Source organism: Gilvimarinus algae (assembly GCF_030518215.1).
GTDB lineage: Bacteria > Pseudomonadota > Gammaproteobacteria > Pseudomonadales > Cellvibrionaceae > Gilvimarinus > Gilvimarinus algae.
The window spans coordinates 228,132-244,148 of record NZ_JAULRT010000059.1 but is presented as its reverse complement, the minus strand read 5'-3'; the positions used below and the strand labels follow the sequence as shown (position 1 = coordinate 244,148).

15 protein-coding genes are annotated in these 16,017 nt (G+C 58.4%); 4 read left to right on the top strand and 11 right to left on the bottom strand.

The window, feature by feature from the left end:
* Nucleotides 1–92: 92 nt before the first annotated feature.
* The 3 genes from QWI16_RS12415 to QWI16_RS12405 form a co-directional block, all read right to left on the bottom strand.
* Nucleotides 93–3,224 (bottom strand): efflux RND transporter permease subunit, encoded by a 3,132-nt coding sequence (locus QWI16_RS12415; protein ID WP_302713565.1) that lies wholly within the window; start codon nt 3,222–3,224, stop codon nt 93–95.
* A gap of 16 nt (nt 3,225–3,240) precedes the next feature.
* A complete protein-coding gene (locus QWI16_RS12410; RefSeq protein ID WP_302713563.1) occupies nt 3,241–4,434 on the bottom strand; it encodes an efflux RND transporter periplasmic adaptor subunit in 1,194 nt (397 codons plus the stop codon).
* A gap of 88 nt (nt 4,435–4,522) precedes the next feature.
* Complete coding sequence (locus tag QWI16_RS12405) at nt 4,523–4,894, bottom strand: diacylglycerol kinase (protein WP_302713561.1); 372 nt, start codon at nt 4,892–4,894, stop codon at nt 4,523–4,525.
* Nucleotides 4,895–4,991: 97 nt separating this feature from the next.
* Here QWI16_RS12405 and QWI16_RS12400 point away from each other — a divergent pair, with 97 nt between their 5' ends.
* Entirely contained in the window at nt 4,992–5,528 is a 537-nt protein-coding gene (locus tag QWI16_RS12400; protein ID WP_302713559.1) for a phosphatase PAP2 family protein, read from the top strand.
* Nucleotides 5,525–6,595 (top strand): MJ1255/VC2487 family glycosyltransferase, encoded by a 1,071-nt coding sequence (locus QWI16_RS12395; protein WP_302713557.1) that lies wholly within the window; start codon nt 5,525–5,527, stop codon nt 6,593–6,595. The genes QWI16_RS12400 and QWI16_RS12395 overlap by 4 nt, the downstream gene beginning before the upstream one ends.
* Before the next feature lie 38 nt (nt 6,596–6,633).
* Here QWI16_RS12395 and QWI16_RS12390 read toward each other — a convergent pair whose 3' ends face one another.
* The 4 genes from QWI16_RS12390 to rpoE all read right to left on the bottom strand — a co-directional run bounded on the left by QWI16_RS12390 (nt 6,634) and on the right by rpoE (nt 9,609).
* Nucleotides 6,634–7,089, bottom strand: coding sequence for a SoxR reducing system RseC family protein (locus QWI16_RS12390; protein ID WP_302713555.1), 456 nt, complete (start codon nt 7,087–7,089; stop codon nt 6,634–6,636).
* A 4-nt stretch (nt 7,090–7,093) separates the two neighbouring features.
* Nucleotides 7,094–8,131 carry a MucB/RseB C-terminal domain-containing protein gene (locus QWI16_RS12385; protein ID WP_302713553.1) on the bottom strand — a complete coding sequence of 346 codons (1,038 nt, stop codon included), beginning with the start codon at nt 8,129–8,131 and terminating at the stop codon, nt 7,094–7,096.
* Between the two features lie 3 nt (nt 8,132–8,134).
* Nucleotides 8,135–8,806: a sigma-E factor negative regulatory protein gene (locus QWI16_RS12380; protein ID WP_302713551.1), complete on the bottom strand. Its 672-nt coding sequence runs from the start codon at nt 8,804–8,806 to the stop codon at nt 8,135–8,137.
* Nucleotides 8,807–9,015: 209 nt separating this feature from the next.
* Entirely contained in the window at nt 9,016–9,609 is a 594-nt protein-coding gene (rpoE, locus tag QWI16_RS12375) for an RNA polymerase sigma factor RpoE (protein ID WP_370659932.1), read from the bottom strand.
* A 294-nt stretch (nt 9,610–9,903) separates the two neighbouring features.
* Between rpoE and nadB the strand changes: the two genes are divergently transcribed.
* Nucleotides 9,904–11,532: an L-aspartate oxidase gene (gene nadB, locus QWI16_RS12370; RefSeq protein WP_302713547.1), complete on the top strand. Its 1,629-nt coding sequence runs from the start codon at nt 9,904–9,906 to the stop codon at nt 11,530–11,532.
* Here the strand turns inward: nadB and QWI16_RS12365 are convergent.
* From QWI16_RS12365 to QWI16_RS12350, 4 genes are all read right to left on the bottom strand, one after another.
* Entirely contained in the window at nt 11,513–12,013 is a 501-nt protein-coding gene (locus QWI16_RS12365) for a protein YgfX (RefSeq protein WP_302713545.1), read from the bottom strand. The two genes, nadB and QWI16_RS12365, sit on opposite strands and share 20 nt — an antisense overlap.
* Entirely contained in the window at nt 11,976–12,227 is a 252-nt protein-coding gene (locus QWI16_RS12360) for an FAD assembly factor SdhE (RefSeq protein WP_441294563.1), read from the bottom strand. The genes QWI16_RS12365 and QWI16_RS12360 overlap by 38 nt, the downstream gene beginning before the upstream one ends.
* Nucleotides 12,228–12,318: 91 nt before the next feature.
* Nucleotides 12,319–13,719: a Do family serine endopeptidase gene (locus QWI16_RS12355; RefSeq protein WP_302713543.1), complete on the bottom strand. Its 1,401-nt coding sequence runs from the start codon at nt 13,717–13,719 to the stop codon at nt 12,319–12,321.
* A gap of 143 nt (nt 13,720–13,862) precedes the next feature.
* Nucleotides 13,863–14,765 carry a flagellar protein MotY gene (locus tag QWI16_RS12350; RefSeq protein WP_302713541.1) on the bottom strand — a complete coding sequence of 301 codons (903 nt, stop codon included), beginning with the start codon at nt 14,763–14,765 and terminating at the stop codon, nt 13,863–13,865.
* 178 nt (nt 14,766–14,943) lie between these two features.
* Between QWI16_RS12350 and pyrC the strand changes: the two genes are divergently transcribed.
* Entirely contained in the window at nt 14,944–15,972 is a 1,029-nt protein-coding gene (pyrC, locus tag QWI16_RS12345; RefSeq protein WP_302713539.1) for a dihydroorotase, read from the top strand.
* Nucleotides 15,973–16,017: the final 45 nt, after the last annotated feature.

Genomic DNA, 16,017 nt, shown 5'->3' with positions numbered 1-16,017 from the left:
CAGAGGAATTCTACGTTGCAGACAGACAAGAGTGCAGACAGCCCGCGTAAGGAACTGTTAAACGCGTATAGTAAGGTAAAAGTGCGGCCAGATCAGTCGCTTAGAGGCTCGTCGGGTGTGTCTGAACCGCCTAGGCGCTCACGCATATGTTGCACTGCCCAGTAAAACAGCGGAATCAACAGCGTACCTAGGATGGAAGCGGCGAGCATACCACCAAACACCGTAAAGCCAAGGGACACACGCGAAGCAGCACCCGCCCCGGTAGAAAACACCAGTGGCAAGACACCTAAGACAAACGACAGTGCAGTCATCAATACCGCGCGAAAGCGCAGGTGCGCAGCGATATAGGCCGCCTCAAAGATGGACTTGCCCTCGCGCCTTTGCTCCATGGCAAACTCAACGATCAAAATAGCGGTTTTCGCCGAGAGCCCAATCAGCAGTACCATACCGATCTGGGCATAGACATTATTTTCTAAGCCTACCAGGCTCAACGTCGCAAAGGCGCCCAACAGAGACACAGGTACCGCCAAGAGCACCGCCAGAGGAATGGCCCAGCTCTCGTACTGCGCCACCAGAAACAAATAGACAAATAGCAGCGCCAACGCGAACAGTACCGGCGCCAGGTTGCCGGCGTCGATTTCCTGCTTGGACTGGCCGGCCCATTCGTAGACATACCCGTCCGGAAGAGAGCGGGCGATCTCCGTCATGGCGGCAATCGCCTGGCCCGAGCTCAGACCATCGGCGGCCTGGCCGTTGACCTTGGCCGAGCGGTAGAGATTGAAGTGGTTGATGCTGGTGGGCCCCAAAATCGGCCTAACGCTCGCCAGCGTCAAAAGCGGCACCATCTCCCCCTTGGTGTTGCGCACAAAATAGTGGCGCAAATCATCCGGGCCCAGCCGATACTGACTGTCTGCCTGAATCATCACCCGGTAGGTGCGGGAGAACTGATTGAAGTCGTTCACGTACAGAGAACCCAGATGCGCCTGCAAGGTAGCAAACACATCACTGATCGCTACACCCTGTGCCTTGGCTTTAGCGCGATCCACCTCGAGAAAATACTGTGGTACATTTGCCCGGTAGGTGCTGTACACCTGATTGAGCACAGGATGACTGTTGGCCTGATAGACTAGGCCGTCGAGTGCCTGGGCGAGCTCTGCTGGGCTGCGCCCGCGCGCATCCTGCAACTGAAACTCAAACCCACTGGAGGAGCCCAGCCCCGGGATAGGCGGTAAGTTAAACACCATGACCCGGGCCTCGGGTATGGCCCAGAGCGCAGCTTGCAGCTGACGCATAATGGTTCTGAGGCTCACACTGCCGTCGGTGCGCGTATCCCAATCGTCCAGTACCACTATGCCAAAGCCGTTGTTGGAGCCGGCACCACTTTGCAAACTAAAGCCGGCCACGGTAATCATGTCGCTGACACCCGGCTGTTGTTGCACCACCTCGCTCACTTTTTCCATCACATTGGCGGCGCGCACACTGGCGGCTGCGTCGGGCAATTGCACATCGACAAACAAATACCCCTGATCCTCTGGCGGTACAAACCCCGAGGGCAGCTTCACCGCCAAAAACGCCAATAGGACAAACAGCATAGACACAGCGATGCCCGCCCGCCCCGCATGACGCAGCACAGCGCCAATGCCGCTCTGATATACGCCGGTCAACCGCGAGAGCAGCCGTTCCACCGGGCTCATCCAACCAATCGATTGATTATCCTTTTTCAACAACACCGAACACAGTGCCGGGCTCAAGGTCAGTGCGTTGATCGAGGAGATCAGCACGGCGCAGGAAATAGTAACGGAAAACTGCTTGTAGAGTTCGCCGGTAATACCCGGCATAAAGCCCACGGGCACAAACACCGCCAATAAGACCAGCGTTGTGGCGATAATCGGGCCTGTCACCTGTTGCATGGTTTTCAGCGTGGCCTCGCGCACCGAACACTGTTGTTCGGCGAGAATACGCTCGGTGTTTTCGATGACGATGATGGCATCGTCCACCACCACACCAATTGCCAACACCAGGCCAAAGAGCGTAATGGTGTTGATGGAATAACCCAGAGCCAGCATGCAGGCGAAGGTACCGATCAGCGACACCGGAATGGCAATTGAGGGAATGATGGTGGCGCGCCAGTTCTGCAGGAACACAAACACCACGAGAATCACCAACGCAATCGCCTGCAGGAGTGTGTTTACCACCTCTTTAATAGAGCGCTCGATAAAGCGCGTCGAATCGTAGAGTATTTTGTACTCGAGCCCGTCTGGCATACTCGCGGCAAGCGCCGCCACGGTTTGCCGCGCCTGTGCAGCCACTTCGGTGGCATTCGCATCGGGCAGCTGATAAATGACAATAAAAGCCGTTTGCTGATTGTTCAATTTGGATTGAATACCGTAATTTTGCGAGCCCAGCTCGATACGGGCGACATCGCCCATGCGCACCACGGCGCCGTCTTCACCAGCGCGCAGAATAATATTGGCAAACTCGCCGGTCTGCACCAGCCGGCCCTGAGCCTGAATGCTATATTCAAACTGTTGCGACGGCGGCACGGGTGCCTGGCCAAACTTACCGGCCGCGACAATCACATTTTGTTCACGCAGTGCGTTGGTGACATCGGCCACGGTAATCTTGAGTGCGCTCATGCGATCGGGGTTGAGCCAAATGCGCATGGCATAGGACATTTCCCCCATCACCTGCACTTGCGCTACGCCGGGCACCCGCGCGAGGGGCTCGACCATATTGTTGGTGGCATAGTTGCTTAGGTAAAGCGCATCGATATGCTCGTGACCTGTCTTTGCCACCAGATTAATGCCCAGTAACATATCGGTGGATTGCTTGCGTACTGTGATCCCCTGGCGCTTTGCCTCTTCGGGCAGGAAGGGCTCAGCCAGCGCCACGCGGTTTTGCACGTTCACCTGCGCCATATCGACATCCGTGCCGGTGGCAAAGGTCACAGTGATATTGGCTGAGCCGTTGTTAGAGGCGGAAGACTCGATGGAAATCATGTCTTCCACGCCGTTGATCTGCTCCTCGAGAGGGCGCAGCACCGACTCTTCCACCACCTGTGCACTGGCACCCGGGTAGACCGCAGATACCTGGACCTTGGGCGGCGTCAGCTGTGGATACATATTCACGGGCAAGGTGCCGAGCGCAAGCAGCCCCACCAGAGTGATCACAATGGAAATCACAAAGGCAAACTTCGGGCGGTAGATAAACGTCCTGCTGATCATGACCGACTCCCCGAATTTACTGGCTATCCAAGGGAGCAATGGCGCCCGTCACCGGATCCACCTCGCGCTCTTTGGCCGCCACCTCAATGCCCGCTCTGACCTTCTGCAGCCCATCGATGATTATGCGCTCGCCCGCCTCAAGGCCTGCCTCTACAATCCACATGGGTCCCATGCGGCGCCCCATACTTACGAGCCGCTGCTGCACCGTGTTGTTGCTATCGACCACCAACACCGAGTAGCCATCCTGCCCAGACTGCACAGCGGCCTGGGGAATCACCGCCTTGGTGTCTTTCTCCCGCCCCTCAACCAGTAGGGTAACGTAAAGACCGGGTACGACGACTCCGTCGGGGTTGGGAAACTCGGCGCGTAAACTCACCGATCCCATGGTAGCGTCCACTCGGGTATCGGCGAAATTGAGCACGCCTTGTTGCGGATAGGTATCGTTGTTGGGCAGGCGCATGGCGATGTCCACCGGCGGCGCCTGATCGGCGACACCTTCGCGCTGGCGCCGTTGCAAGTACGAAATGTAGGTGCTCTCTTCGAGCTGAAAATTCACATAAATCGGGTCCGAGGCGGACAGCTCAGCCAGGGGCTCACTGGCAGGACCGACTATGGTTCCGACGTTGTAGCGGGTTTTGCCAATCACCCCGGTGAAAGGCGCCAGAATCCTGGTGTAACCGAGATTAATGCGGGCGGTTTCTAACTGCGATTCGGCCGCTTTTAACGCCGATTTCGCTTGGCTGGCGGCGGCTTTCAGTTTGTCCAGATCCTGCTCGCTGAGATAGCCATCGGGGGCGAGCTGCTGTCCACGCTCGTACTCTTTTGCCGTGCGCTCCACTTCGCTGCGGGCCCGTTCCAGATCGGCCTCGGCGGCCTGCACTGCTGCTCGATAGGGAGCATCTTCAATCGCGAAGAGCAACTGCCCCTCACTGACCAATGTGCCTTCAACAAAGCCGCGCTGAACCAACTCGCCCTCCACCCGCGCTTTGAGATCAACAGTGCGGTGCGCCTCGGTACGTCCGACAAATTCGCGGTAGCTGCCAACCGGGCGATCGACAACTGAGTAGACACTCACCGCCGGCGGTGGTGCTGCGGGCGCTTCAGCACCGCGCTCCGAGCAAGCCCCAAGCAAGACCAGTATCAACGCGGTATAAGCGGGCTTTGATAATAAAGAGAGACCGCGAGGGGCCACACCGGACATCAGTTTCATAGCTCACTATCCTGTTGAGTAACGTGTCAGGGCCGGTATCGGCCTTTGGATAGTAATACTAGTCGGTTATCCGGCGGTTAACAGGCCGTTAACCCCAAAAACGGTGCCAGGCAATGATGCCCCAGACAATCGACAATAGCACTAGGCTCAGTAGCACCACCGCCGACCCAATGTCCTTGGCTCGGCCGGAGAGTTCGTGCACTTCCGAGCCGGTGCGATCGACCACGGCTTCGACGGATGAATTGATCAGCTCGGCTATCAGTACCCAGAAAACACTGGCGATCAACAACACCAACTCAATGTGGGAGCTGGCAAGCCAAAAAGCCGCTGGAATGAGAAGCAGAGCCATGATGACTTCCTGGCGAAAAGCGGCCTCGAATTTCCAGGCAGCCCCCAGTCCCTGCAGGGAATACCCCAGGGCATGCATCACTCGGGTCAGGCCGGTCTTACCAGGCTTCATACTGTCATTACTCCATCAAAAATCTGTCACACAAGCGTCACAGTGCGGTGGTATCACTTACCCCGTCCCCACTGGAACCACATAAACGGGTGAAACTATGAATGCTTTTCTGCAAAGAGTCCACCAGATCGATACCCTGGCATTCATGTGGCTTCACGTGACCAAACAGTTTCGCTACCGACGCACCGTGCGGTGGATATCCCGCTGCGGCGACGGTCCGCTCTATATCGCCATCGCCCTGTCGCTGATTGCGTTTGAAGTTCCCGACAGTCAGACGTTTTTGTTTATGGGGCTTTGCTGCTACGCCCTGGACGTGGGGCTCTACCTGATTTTAAAAAATGTCATCAAGCGCGACCGTCCTTCGGTAAACATCGAAGTGTTTGAAAGCTGGATTACGCCCTCGGATAAATTCAGTTTCCCCTCCGGCCACACCGCCGCGGCCTTTGTCTTTGCCTATCTGGTGCTGCTATTTTTCCCGGCCTTTGCTCTGGCCGCCTATTTTCTCGCGTGCATGATCGGCACCTCTCGCGTTTTGCTCGGCGTGCACTATCCTACCGATATACTAGCCGGTGCCCTCTTGGGCACACTCTGCGCCCTTGTCGGCAGCGTAGTTTATACAGGAATGATGGGATGAGAGTACTCTACGGCGTTCAGGGCACAGGCAATGGTCACCTGACGCGGGCGCGCTCTATGGCGCGAGCCTTTTCGCAGTACGACCTTGCGGTTGACTGGGTGTTTTCCGGCAGGGAACGCGAAGATTTCTTTGATATGGATGTCTTTGGTGAGTACCGCTGCTACAAAGGCCTGACCCTGCAAACCCGCAAGGGCAAGGTCAATATGCCGAAAACCATTTTAAAAAGTGACTTGCTGCAGCTGAGCCGCGATATTCGTGCGCTCAACACCAGCGACTATGATTTGGTGATCAGTGATTTTGAACCCGTCACCGCCTGGGCCGCTCGTCACGCTGGCGTGCGCAGCATTGGCATCTCTCACCAGTGCGCTTTTCTCTATCCCATCCCCAAACGCGACAACAACATTTTTACCGATGCGTTTATGCGGCTCTTTGCCCCGATAGACACGCCGGTCGGCGTGCACTGGCACCATTTTGACCAGCCGCTGTTACCACCCATTGTCGAGCCCTCTGACCATCCGAACACCTTTGTCGACAAGCAAATTCTCGTCTATCTGCCCTTCGCCGATCTGGAAGATATTGTCCCGCTGCTCGAGCCTTTTACCGACCACGAGTTTTACGTCTACCACAAGCTCAAGGCTCCGGAAGATCGCGGCCATATCCACTTGCGCCCTTTCTCCCGACACGGCTTTCAGCATCATCTGCACTCCAGTGAAGGCGTGATATGCAGTGCAGGCTTTGAGTTACCAAGCGAAGCCATCCAGCTCGGTAAAAAATTACTGGCAGAGCCAGTGATCCGGCAAATGGAACAGCAATCCAATGCCCTCGCCTTGCAAGCGCTCGGCTATGCCACAACCACAACCCGCATCAGCCGCGAGGTGATTGCCGATTGGTTGCCAAAACCACGCGCGCAGGCTGTTAGCTACCCGGATGTGGCAGCGGCTATTGCCGGATGGATCGTGCGGGATAAAGCGGAGAATCTGCAAGCGCTCAGCGAATCACTCTGGCGGCAGGTACCGGGGGTGGATTCAAACACAGAGGCCGCGAACGCCCAGCAGGCTTGGGTGTAAACCCTTAGGCGCAGCTTGGCTCTGCAGCTGTAAAAGACTCAGGCAAATTTGACGGGCTGACGTCCCTCGACCAATACCGGCTGCAAACGGCTGTCGTGACGGGTGACATGAGCTCGCCATCGGACCAAGACACCACCGGCGACAAGCCCAAGCAGCCCGGCAAGTGTTGTCAGCCCCTCACCGGCGCCAGCGTAACTGGCAGCCAAAGTAGCAGCCAGCAAGCTCAGCAGAGGCACAAAGTAGACGAGCAGAGAACCGTTGGCGACCACAGCTTCGGGGACACCTAGCTCAATGGTTTCACCGATACTGTAGTCCTGTGAGTCCCGACCGCCGAGGGACACCCAGATAAAGGTCGTATGTCCGGCGAATTTGGCGAGCAGGCTCTGCCCACAGCCTTTTTGCGCGGCGCAGCTGCCACAGGTAGAGCGGGAGATGGTTTCTACCCACAGGCCATCGGGCTCGATGGCGACAATTTTTCCGGATTCAATCAGCATGCCTTTATCCGCCTGCAGCGTCACTCAACTGCCTGGGTTTTAGAGACTGCCCCACCCGCTCGGCAACCGCCGCCGGAATTTCGCCGACAACGGTTAATTGATAAAGCTGACTGCCGAGTTTGACCCCACCGAGATAAAAGTTGGTGGCGCCGCGCTGGGCGCGTGCCTCAATGGCCAATTCACTGGCGACGGGATCGAGAAATACCGAAAAGGTGGACAGACCGTCAGTATACATCAGCATCTGCATGTCGTCGCGCACCTGGCGCTGACCCGAAAAAGCAAAGCCTTCAGGCACCCAGGCTAGCTGCCAAACGCTGGGTTCCTCTCCCGTGCCCTGGTGACAACCACTAACATCAGCGGCGGATACCCGGTGGGAAATCTGCGCTTCACGAGCGTTGGAGAAGTGGCTGGCCTCGAGCCCGGTATTGAGCTCGACAAACTGAAACTGCTCGACAGGGCGCTGGTTCTCGTCCAGCAAAATGGACTTGAGCACCAAACCCGTCTCACGATCGATGCTGAACAAGTAACCAAAACGGAAAGGGTCGCGTGGCACGATGTGCAGCATGGTGGCGGGCCGACCGGCAATACGCTCAAGCCCCATCACACGGAAGCTGTAGAGCTTTTCCAGCTCGGGGTAGCGGCCGGCCAGTTTTTCCACGCGATCGGCAATCAGTAATTCGCCGGTCGCCTTGCACCCGAGCGGCTTGCTCAACACGGCCTCGCGCTCGGGCCCCTGCAGATAGTAAAGGCGCTGGTACTCCGTGCCGTCATCGACCCAATGCTGCAGGCGAAAGGTGTCTGTCCCGTTAGTGTCCTGGTGAGTGAAGGTACCCTGGTAATTCAGCTCCCGCCGGTGCGCCGCCATGCGCGCCAGCAGTTCACTCACTGAACGAATGGTGGTGCTGTCACTGGCTTGGGCGGAGGGGGGGGAGGCATCAGCGTTTGACTGCTCCGCCGGAGCCTCGGAAACTGGGGTGGATTGCGCCTGCACAGCGCTGAGCGGTAACAGCATCAGCAGCAGGGCGCCGGCGAACCGACTCATGGCTTACTCTTCTTCAATCAGGGGAACGCGGGCGTGGGGAACGACACCCGAGGCGCTGTTCACCGCCGCGTGATCCGTATGTTGCTCCAGCAGTTGATGGAGATAGGTGCGCACCTGTTCGTTGGACAGTTTTACGTCTGGGCGGCGCGGCTCCACCACCACCGGACGGCGGGACGCGGGCTGATAAACCGACTGGGCACTCACCGGGCGGGCAGACAGCGCCGGCGCATTAAAGCCCACCGGTAAAGAGGCATCGGCCGGGGCCAAAGCGCGGCCAGCATTGCCACTGGTGTCTGCCACCATATTTTGCTCGGCGGCGACGGTAGGGTCCTGCTGGTAAAACTGGGCACCAAGAATCACGGCGCCGGCCACAGAAGCGGCAACCGCCACCCGACCCAGACCGAGCCAGAGGCGGGACAGCTGGCGAGTCGCCGGGATACTCTCATCGGCCAGCACTTCGCTGATGCGGCTGGCGAAACCCTCAGGTGCCAAGCCAGCGGGGAGTTCCGAGCGCATGGCGGCGCGGGCGATATGATAGCGGGACCAGGTCGCTCTGACCTCGTCATCGCTCTGGCTGGCCTTGAGGACCCGAGCCATCTCCAGCTCTGATGCTTCGCTGTCGACCATAGCCGAAATGGATTCGGCCAGCTGAGTCTCATGGGACTTGTCTGTCATGCTCGCATTTACCTTTATCACTCGGACCCCGACGGGGTGGATTGCTGTTGGATAACGTACTGGCGCCTTTCGCGCCGAATCGGTACCGCCAGATGCGATTAGAGGTCGCTAAACATAGCGCAGACCGACTCACATTACAAAGATTTACATCCTCTGTCCTTCGTCTGACATTGGCCCCTGCCAAAGGTTCAGCCAGGGTTCAGAAATTTCTATTCTGTGGTCGACAGCAGCGGCTTGATACTCTTATCAATCGCCTCGCGGGCCCGGAAAATGCGCGAGCGCACCGTTCCCACCGGGCAATCCATAATCGCCGCAATGTCCTCGTAACTCAGCCCCTCCATTTCGCGCAGGGTGACGGCTGAGCGCAAATCCTCTGGCAGATCGCGAATGGCCGTGTCCACAGCTTTCTGGATTTCATCGCACATCAGACTGCTTTCGGGGGTATCGGCGTCTTTCAGCAGATCCGAGCCCGAATAGAATTCGGCCTCATCGACCTCGACATCGGTAGCCGGCGGGCGGCGCGAGCGGGACACCAGATGATTCTTAGCCGTATTAATCGCAATGCGGTAGAGCCAAGTATAAAAGGCGCTCTCACCGCGAAACTTGCCCAGGGCGCGATAGGCCTTGATAAAAGCATCCTGAGCGACGTCCTGCACCTCGGCCTGATCGCGCACATAGCGACCAATGATGGAAAAAATCTTGTGTTGGTACTTGATCACCAGCATATCAAAGGCTCGCTTATCGCCTTTTTGTACTCTTTCTACCAGCTGTTGATCGGCATCCGGCGCAGATTGCGCTGTCATCATCTAACCCCCAAAACACCCGCCGTACGGCGAGTGACCTCCGAATTCTGCTATCGGCCCACCCCTGTGGCCACCGATCGGCGCTACCTGTAAGAATAGCATTGCTATCGCGGACATCCCCTGCCCACCAGATCGCTCCCATAGACAAAAAGTCTTTATAAGAAGTTCCGGCGTGATTATACGTGTTTATAACAAACCTGTTTGGCCTGGAGTACTGAGGGCGACTTTCGGCGGCTCTTAACTTGCACTCCGCCTTGCTATACTCCCCCATCTGGCTTTCGATGAACTCACTCTATGAACCGACACTATCACTACGATGTACTGATCATCGGCTCGGGCGCCGCCGGTCTGACCCTCGCCCTGAACCTGGCACGCACCGCCAAGGTCGCGGTGCTCAGCAAAAACGCCGTCAACACGGGTTCCACTTGGTTTGCCCAAGGCGGCATTGCCGCGGTACTGGACGACCACGACTCGGTAGAGGCCCATGTGGCCGACACTCTGGTCGCAGGCTCGGGCCTGTGCCATGAAGACGCGGTGCGCTTTACCGTAGAGCGGTCCAAAAGCGCCATAAAGTGGCTGATTGAACAGGGCGTGGACTTTACCCGCGAACAAAACTCCGAAGACTACCACCTGACCCAAGAGGGCGGGCACAGTCACAGGCGCATTATCCACAGCGCAGATGCCACCGGCCGTGCCGTACACAGCACGCTGATTGAACAGGTGCAGCACCACCCGTCGATTGAACTTTTTGAGCATCACGTCGCCCTCAACCTGATCACCCAGGCAGACGCCGATTCACGCAAACTCCGTGCGACAGGCGCCTATGCCCTGAGTTTGCGCGACGATCATGTGCACGTTTTCCAGGCGAAGGTGGTGGTACTGGCCACTGGCGGGGCCAGCAAGGTGTATCTCTACACCAGCAACCCCGATAGCGCCTCCGGCGACGGCATCGCCATGGCCTGGCGCGCCGGCTGCCGGGTGGCGAATATGGAATTCAACCAGTTTCACCCGACCTGCCTCTATCACCCGAAGGCCAAGAGTTTTCTGATTACCGAGGCGCTGCGCGGCGAAGGTGCGCTGCTTAAACTGCCCAATGGCGAACGCTTTATGCCGCGCTTTGACGAGCGGGCCGAGCTCGCGCCGCGGGACGTTGTCGCCCGGGCCATTGATCACGAAATCAAGCGCCTCGGCTGCGAATGCGTCTACCTGGATATTTCCCATAAGTCCGAAGCCTTCATCAGCGAGCACTTTCCCACCGTGCAGGCGCGCTGCCTGGAGTACGGTATCGATATTACCCGCGACCCCATCCCCGTCGTACCCGCCGCCCATTACACCTGCGGCGGCGTGGTGGTGGATCACAACGGCCAGACGGACTTACAAAACCTCTATGCCATTGGCGAAACCTCCTTTACCGGGCTGCACGGCGCCAACCGCATGGCCTCCAACTCCCTGCTTGAGTGCATTGTCTACGCCCAGTCGGCCGCGGAGCACATTGAGGCCAAGCTACCCGGCATTGGCGGGCCCAAGGCTTCGCCCAAGTGGGACGAATCGCGGGTAACCAACTCCGATGAAGACGTGGTGATCTCTCACAACTGGGACGAGCTGCGCCGCTTTATGTGGGACTATGTCGGTATAGTGCGGACTCATAAGCGGCTCGAGCGCGCCACCCACCGCATCAAGTTGCTGCAAAAAGAAATTGCCGAGTACTACAGCAACTACAAGGTGAGCGGGGATTTGATCGAACTGCGCAACCTGGCGACCGTCGCGGAGCTGATCATCCGCTCCGCTATGGAGCGCAAAGAGAGCCGCGGCCTGCACTACTCGCTGGACCACCCCGACATCAGCCCTATCGCGCGCGATACCATATTGGTCCCGACCAACTTCGCCGCCCAGGACGTGATTGTCAGCGCCCTGCCTGAGTAACCAGCCACACCCGCAGGCGCCGGTAGTCCTCTTCCGCCATGGCATCGGGCGCGATGGCGAGCGTGACCGTCTCTCCGGCGCGGCTGCGCAGGCGCAAGGTCGTCAGCCAGCGCCACAGGCGCACCTGCCCTACGAGGGCCACAGGTTGAAAATCACCGCCCTCGGGCGCCAATTGCCAGCCGCGGGTGTCGAGGCGCAAATGCCAGATGTGTGCCGCTTTGCGCCGCGCGTAGAGCGTTGAGCCGAGCAGTAAGGCCACGCTCAGCGCCCAGAACAACAGCCAGAGGGGTTGGCCCACAATCACCGGAGCATAGACGGCACTTAGAGCACCAATGCAGACAGCCGCTGCCAGCCAGTGCAAACGCGCCAATAAATTGGAAGGCGCGATGGTGGTGTCCAGGTAGACGCCGCCGGGGCACAGGGCGTGCTCCGGCACAGCGGATTCAAGGGGTTTGGGGGATGCCTGTGTTGTCGCGAACAATTTGCACAATCCTTTGCAGTTCAGGGTCAGAAGGGTCTTGGCGGCGCATGAACCAGACAAACATGTCCTGATCCTCGCATTCGAGCAGTTTCCAGTAGCGTTCCTTGTCTGCCTGCTCTAGCCCCGGGTAGACGTTCTCAAGAAACGGCAAGAGCACCAGATCCAGCTCCAGCATCCCCCGACGGCTTCCCCAGAAAAGTCGATTTCGTTCCACTCAATACCTCGAACGAGTCGTTAAAGCGGCATTATACCTTACCCAGGTTGTGAAACGCAGCAGGGCGGCGCGTTTGCGCCGCCCTGCCTGCTCACTCACTGGTGATCTTGATGGTGCGGATCAGGGGTTGACCGCGCCGATAGAAGCGCACCGGCAAAAGCTTGTCCTCGGGCAGCGCTTCCAGCAAGCTGTGATAGCTGTCGATATCAGTCACCTCATCGTAACCGAGCTGGACAATCACATCGCCCGGGCGCAGGCCCGTCTCGGCAGCCGGGGAGTTGGGTTCAACCTGACGCACCAGCACACCGCCATCGATTTTCCAGCGCTCGCGGTAGCGCTCATCAATGTCATCAAGCTTCAGCCCCAGGCGATCCAGGGCTGAGCCGTTCTTGCGACTGTTGCTGCTCGCCAGTTGCTCTTGGGCCTCTCGCTCACCCAGAGTGACCTCGAGCGTTTTGCGCTTGCCGCTGCGCATAACGGTCAGCTCCACTTCGGTACCCGGGGATACCCGGCCGACCATCTGCGTCAGCATGCCGGCATCGCTCACCTCATCGCCATCAAAGGCAATAATCACATCGCTGGGCTTGAGGCCGCTTTTTTCGGCAGGGCTGTCCGGTTCCAGGTCATTCACCAAAGCGCCAATCGGCTTATCCAGGCCAAAGGAGATGGCCAGGTCGCGATCCACGTCGGTAATGTAAACCCCGAGCCAGCCGCGCTCGACACTGCCGTTTTCCATCAGCTGGGCGATGACCTCTTCCGCCACATCCGAGGGAATGGAGAACGACAGGCCATTGGAGCCGCCCGAGCGGGTGTAAATCTGTGAGTTGATGCCCACCACTTCACCCTTGAGATTAAACAGCGGCCCGCCCGAGTTGCCCGGGTTGATTGCTACATCCGTCTGGATAAAGGGAATATACTGACTTTGGTTAGAGCTGATGGAGCGGCCCAGGGCACTGACAATACCGGCGCTGGCCGAATAGTCCAACCCAAAGGGCGAGCCAATGGCCACCACCCACTGCCCGACTTTGAGACTGCCGGGTTTGGCGAAGCTCAGTTTAGGCAAGCCCTCGGCCTCAATTTTCAAAAGCGCCAGGTCGGATAAGGGGTCCACGCCGATAGACTTGGCGACAAATTCGCGCTTGTCATGAAGGCGCACCGTGACCTCATCGGCGCCATCGACTACGTGGTTGTTGGTGAGGATGTAGCCATCGTCACTGATGATAAAGCCCGAACCCATGGATTGCGCATGGCGCTCTTGCGGCGATGGCTGGGGAAACCATGGGGGCAGCTCGCGCTGTTGATCAAATGGCATCTGGCCAAACGGCGACTGGCCCGAGCTGATGGTCTTGCTGGTGGTGATTTTCACCACCGCCGGGGCACTGTTTTCGATAAGCTCGGTGAACTCGGGAAGAGCGGCGGCGCGCGCGGTCAGCGCGGACACCATCAGAAGTAAACTTAAAAACAGCTTGTTGCTGGACACCCAGTGTTGCATGTAATCACTACCTCTGTGTCGTTGCTACCAAAGCCGCTGCTGGCGGCCATTGAACGTGCGTTTTGACACAGTTGGCAGATGAAAATTCCGGGAGTTGATAAAAATTTACACGCCTGTTTTCAGAGGTATCAGCCTGAAACAACTCAGTCAGCGCGGGCGATGGCGTCCGGGTCCGGTTCAAACCGATCGACTCTGACGGTCACTCGGCGGTTTTCCGCCCGGCCAGCCACTGTGCGGTTCGAGGCCACGGGGTAACGTTCGCCGTGCCAGCGCACCTGCACCAGATCCTCGGGCACACCGCGCTCGACCAAATAGGCCACCACAAACTCCGCTCGCCGCTTGGACAACTCCAGATTTTCGGCGCGCAGGCCGGTGCCATCGGTGTGGCCATCCACCACCAAAGCGGTCACGTAAGGATCGGCCAGTACATAACGGGCGAGGTTATCCAGACGCTCACGCTCGGCGTCATCAAACTCTTCCGTACCACCGGGAAAGTGCACCGAGGAGCGGCGAATCTGATCGTAATTCACCGGCAGCAGCCTACCCAGGCAATCCTGAAACTCGCCCAGTGCTTGGCGAAAGCGAATTGGCTCAATGACCACATCCACGCCACTTTCGCCCTCGTACCAGGCATCACCGCGCAGCAGCAGCTGATGCCCCTCGTGAAGTTGGGCCATCAGTGGCTGGGAGTCACGCCAGCCGAGGCGAATAGGCTCATCGCCCTCTTCAATGGTGACACTCCCCAGCTCCTGATGCTGACCGAACGCGCGCCAGCTCGGCGTCAGGGCGTAGAGGCGCGCCTCGCCCGGTGCGAGCTGGCGATTGATCTCACTGAGATAAAAGCGCTGCTGCTCGCCGGCGCGGTGCAGAAACACCGCCTGCCCAAGCAATGGCACTTGCTGATAGAGCTTACAGGCGAAGACGCTGGCATCCACCCGCCACTGGGTGGTTTCCATAGGGCCGGAAAAGCTCGCTGCCGCGGCTTGCACACTGATCGCCGCACCCGCAAGCGCGTGCATCAAGGGCACCAAAAACCTAGACTTCACCTGTGTGCTCTCCCACTTACGCGTGTAACGCGTCAAGACACCTAACATCCACTGATGCATAAATTGCCCCCGCTGCGGCCAACGCCGGCGAGTATCACACAGGCTATCGGCCCCTTGCGGCTGCGCTTTAGCGGCAATTTTGCTAGGATGCGAGCCTTTACCCAGCGACAGACACACCATGACCCGAGAAATTGTCCTCACCCGGCCAGATGACTGGCACATTCACCTGCGCGACGGCGATGCCCTGAGACGCACTGTGCCGGACGCAGCACGCCAGTTCCGCCGTACCATTGTCATGCCCAATCTGGTGCCACCGGTACAAAACGCCGAACAGGCACTGGCCTATCGCGAGCGCATTCTCTCTCAGGCCAAAGGTGACTTCGATCCGCTGATGGTGCTCTATCTCACGGACAACACCAGCGCCGAAGACATCGCGCGGGCAAAAGCCGCTGGGGTAGTGGCCTGCAAACTCTATCCCGCCGGCGCCACTACCAACTCGGACTCGGGCGTCACCGACATTAACAACGTCTACCCAACACTCGAAGCCATGCAGCGCGAGGGCGTTTACCTGCTGATTCACGGCGAAGTCACCGACTCGGCCATCGATATCTTCGACCGGGAAAAGACCTTCCTTGATCGCACCTTGAGCCGGGTGGTTAAAGATTTTCCGAGCCTCAGGATTGTGCTTGAGCACATTACCACCGCCGATGCCGCTGAGTTTGTCAAAGCGGCGCCGGCCAATGTGGGCGCCACGATTACCGCCCACCACCTGCTTTACAACCGCAATCACATGCTCGCCGGTGGCATTCGCCCCCACTATTATTGCCTGCCGATTCTCAAACGCCAGAGCCACCAACAGGCTCTGCTGCAAGCGGCCACCAGTGGCAACCCCAAATTCTTTCTCGGCACCGACTCAGCGCCCCACGCCAAAAGTAAAAAGGAGGCAGCCTGCGGCTGCGCGGGCAGCTACACCGCTTACAGTGCCATTGAGCTCTATGCCGAGGCCTTTGACTCGGCCGGCGAGTTGGACAAACTGGAAGGCTTTGCCAGCCATTTCGGGCCGGACTTTTACGGCCTACCGCGCAACCGGGACACCATAACGCTGGTGAATACTCCCTGGCAGCTGCCCGCTCAGCTAACCTATCTGGACGAACACATCGTGCCGCTGTGCGCCGGCGAGACACTCAATTGGCAAATAAAGGCTTAATCCCTAAGGACTGTTTGTGAAACCCCAGCCGCCCGAGTTCGAAAA

Bases quoted from the DNA above. Each gene is read 5' to 3' on its own strand.
- nadB (WP_302713547.1), top strand. From the start codon at position 9,904: ATGAACCGACACTATCACTACGATGTACTGATCATCGGCTCGGGCGCC.
- QWI16_RS12400 (WP_302713559.1), top strand. From the start codon at position 4,992: ATGAATGCTTTTCTGCAAAGAGTCCACCAGATCGATACCCTGGCATTC.
- QWI16_RS12395 (WP_302713557.1), top strand. From the start codon at position 5,525: ATGAGAGTACTCTACGGCGTTCAGGGCACAGGCAATGGTCACCTGACG.
- QWI16_RS12380 (WP_302713551.1), bottom strand. From the start codon at position 8,806: ATGACAGACAAGTCCCATGAGACTCAGCTGGCCGAATCCATTTCGGCT.
- QWI16_RS12355 (WP_302713543.1), bottom strand. From the start codon at position 13,719: ATGCAACACTGGGTGTCCAGCAACAAGCTGTTTTTAAGTTTACTTCTG.
- QWI16_RS12405 (WP_302713561.1), bottom strand. From the start codon at position 4,894: ATGAAGCCTGGTAAGACCGGCCTGACCCGAGTGATGCATGCCCTGGGG.
- pyrC (WP_302713539.1), top strand. From the start codon at position 14,944: ATGACCCGAGAAATTGTCCTCACCCGGCCAGATGACTGGCACATTCAC.
- QWI16_RS12390 (WP_302713555.1), bottom strand. From the start codon at position 7,089: ATGCTGATTGAATCCGGAAAAATTGTCGCCATCGAGCCCGATGGCCTG.
- QWI16_RS12415 (WP_302713565.1), bottom strand. From the start codon at position 3,224: ATGATCAGCAGGACGTTTATCTACCGCCCGAAGTTTGCCTTTGTGATT.
- QWI16_RS12385 (WP_302713553.1), bottom strand. From the start codon at position 8,131: ATGAGTCGGTTCGCCGGCGCCCTGCTGCTGATGCTGTTACCGCTCAGC.
- QWI16_RS12410 (WP_302713563.1), bottom strand. From the start codon at position 4,434: ATGAAACTGATGTCCGGTGTGGCCCCTCGCGGTCTCTCTTTATTATCA.
- rpoE (WP_370659932.1), bottom strand. From the start codon at position 9,609: ATGACAGCGCAATCTGCGCCGGATGCCGATCAACAGCTGGTAGAAAGA.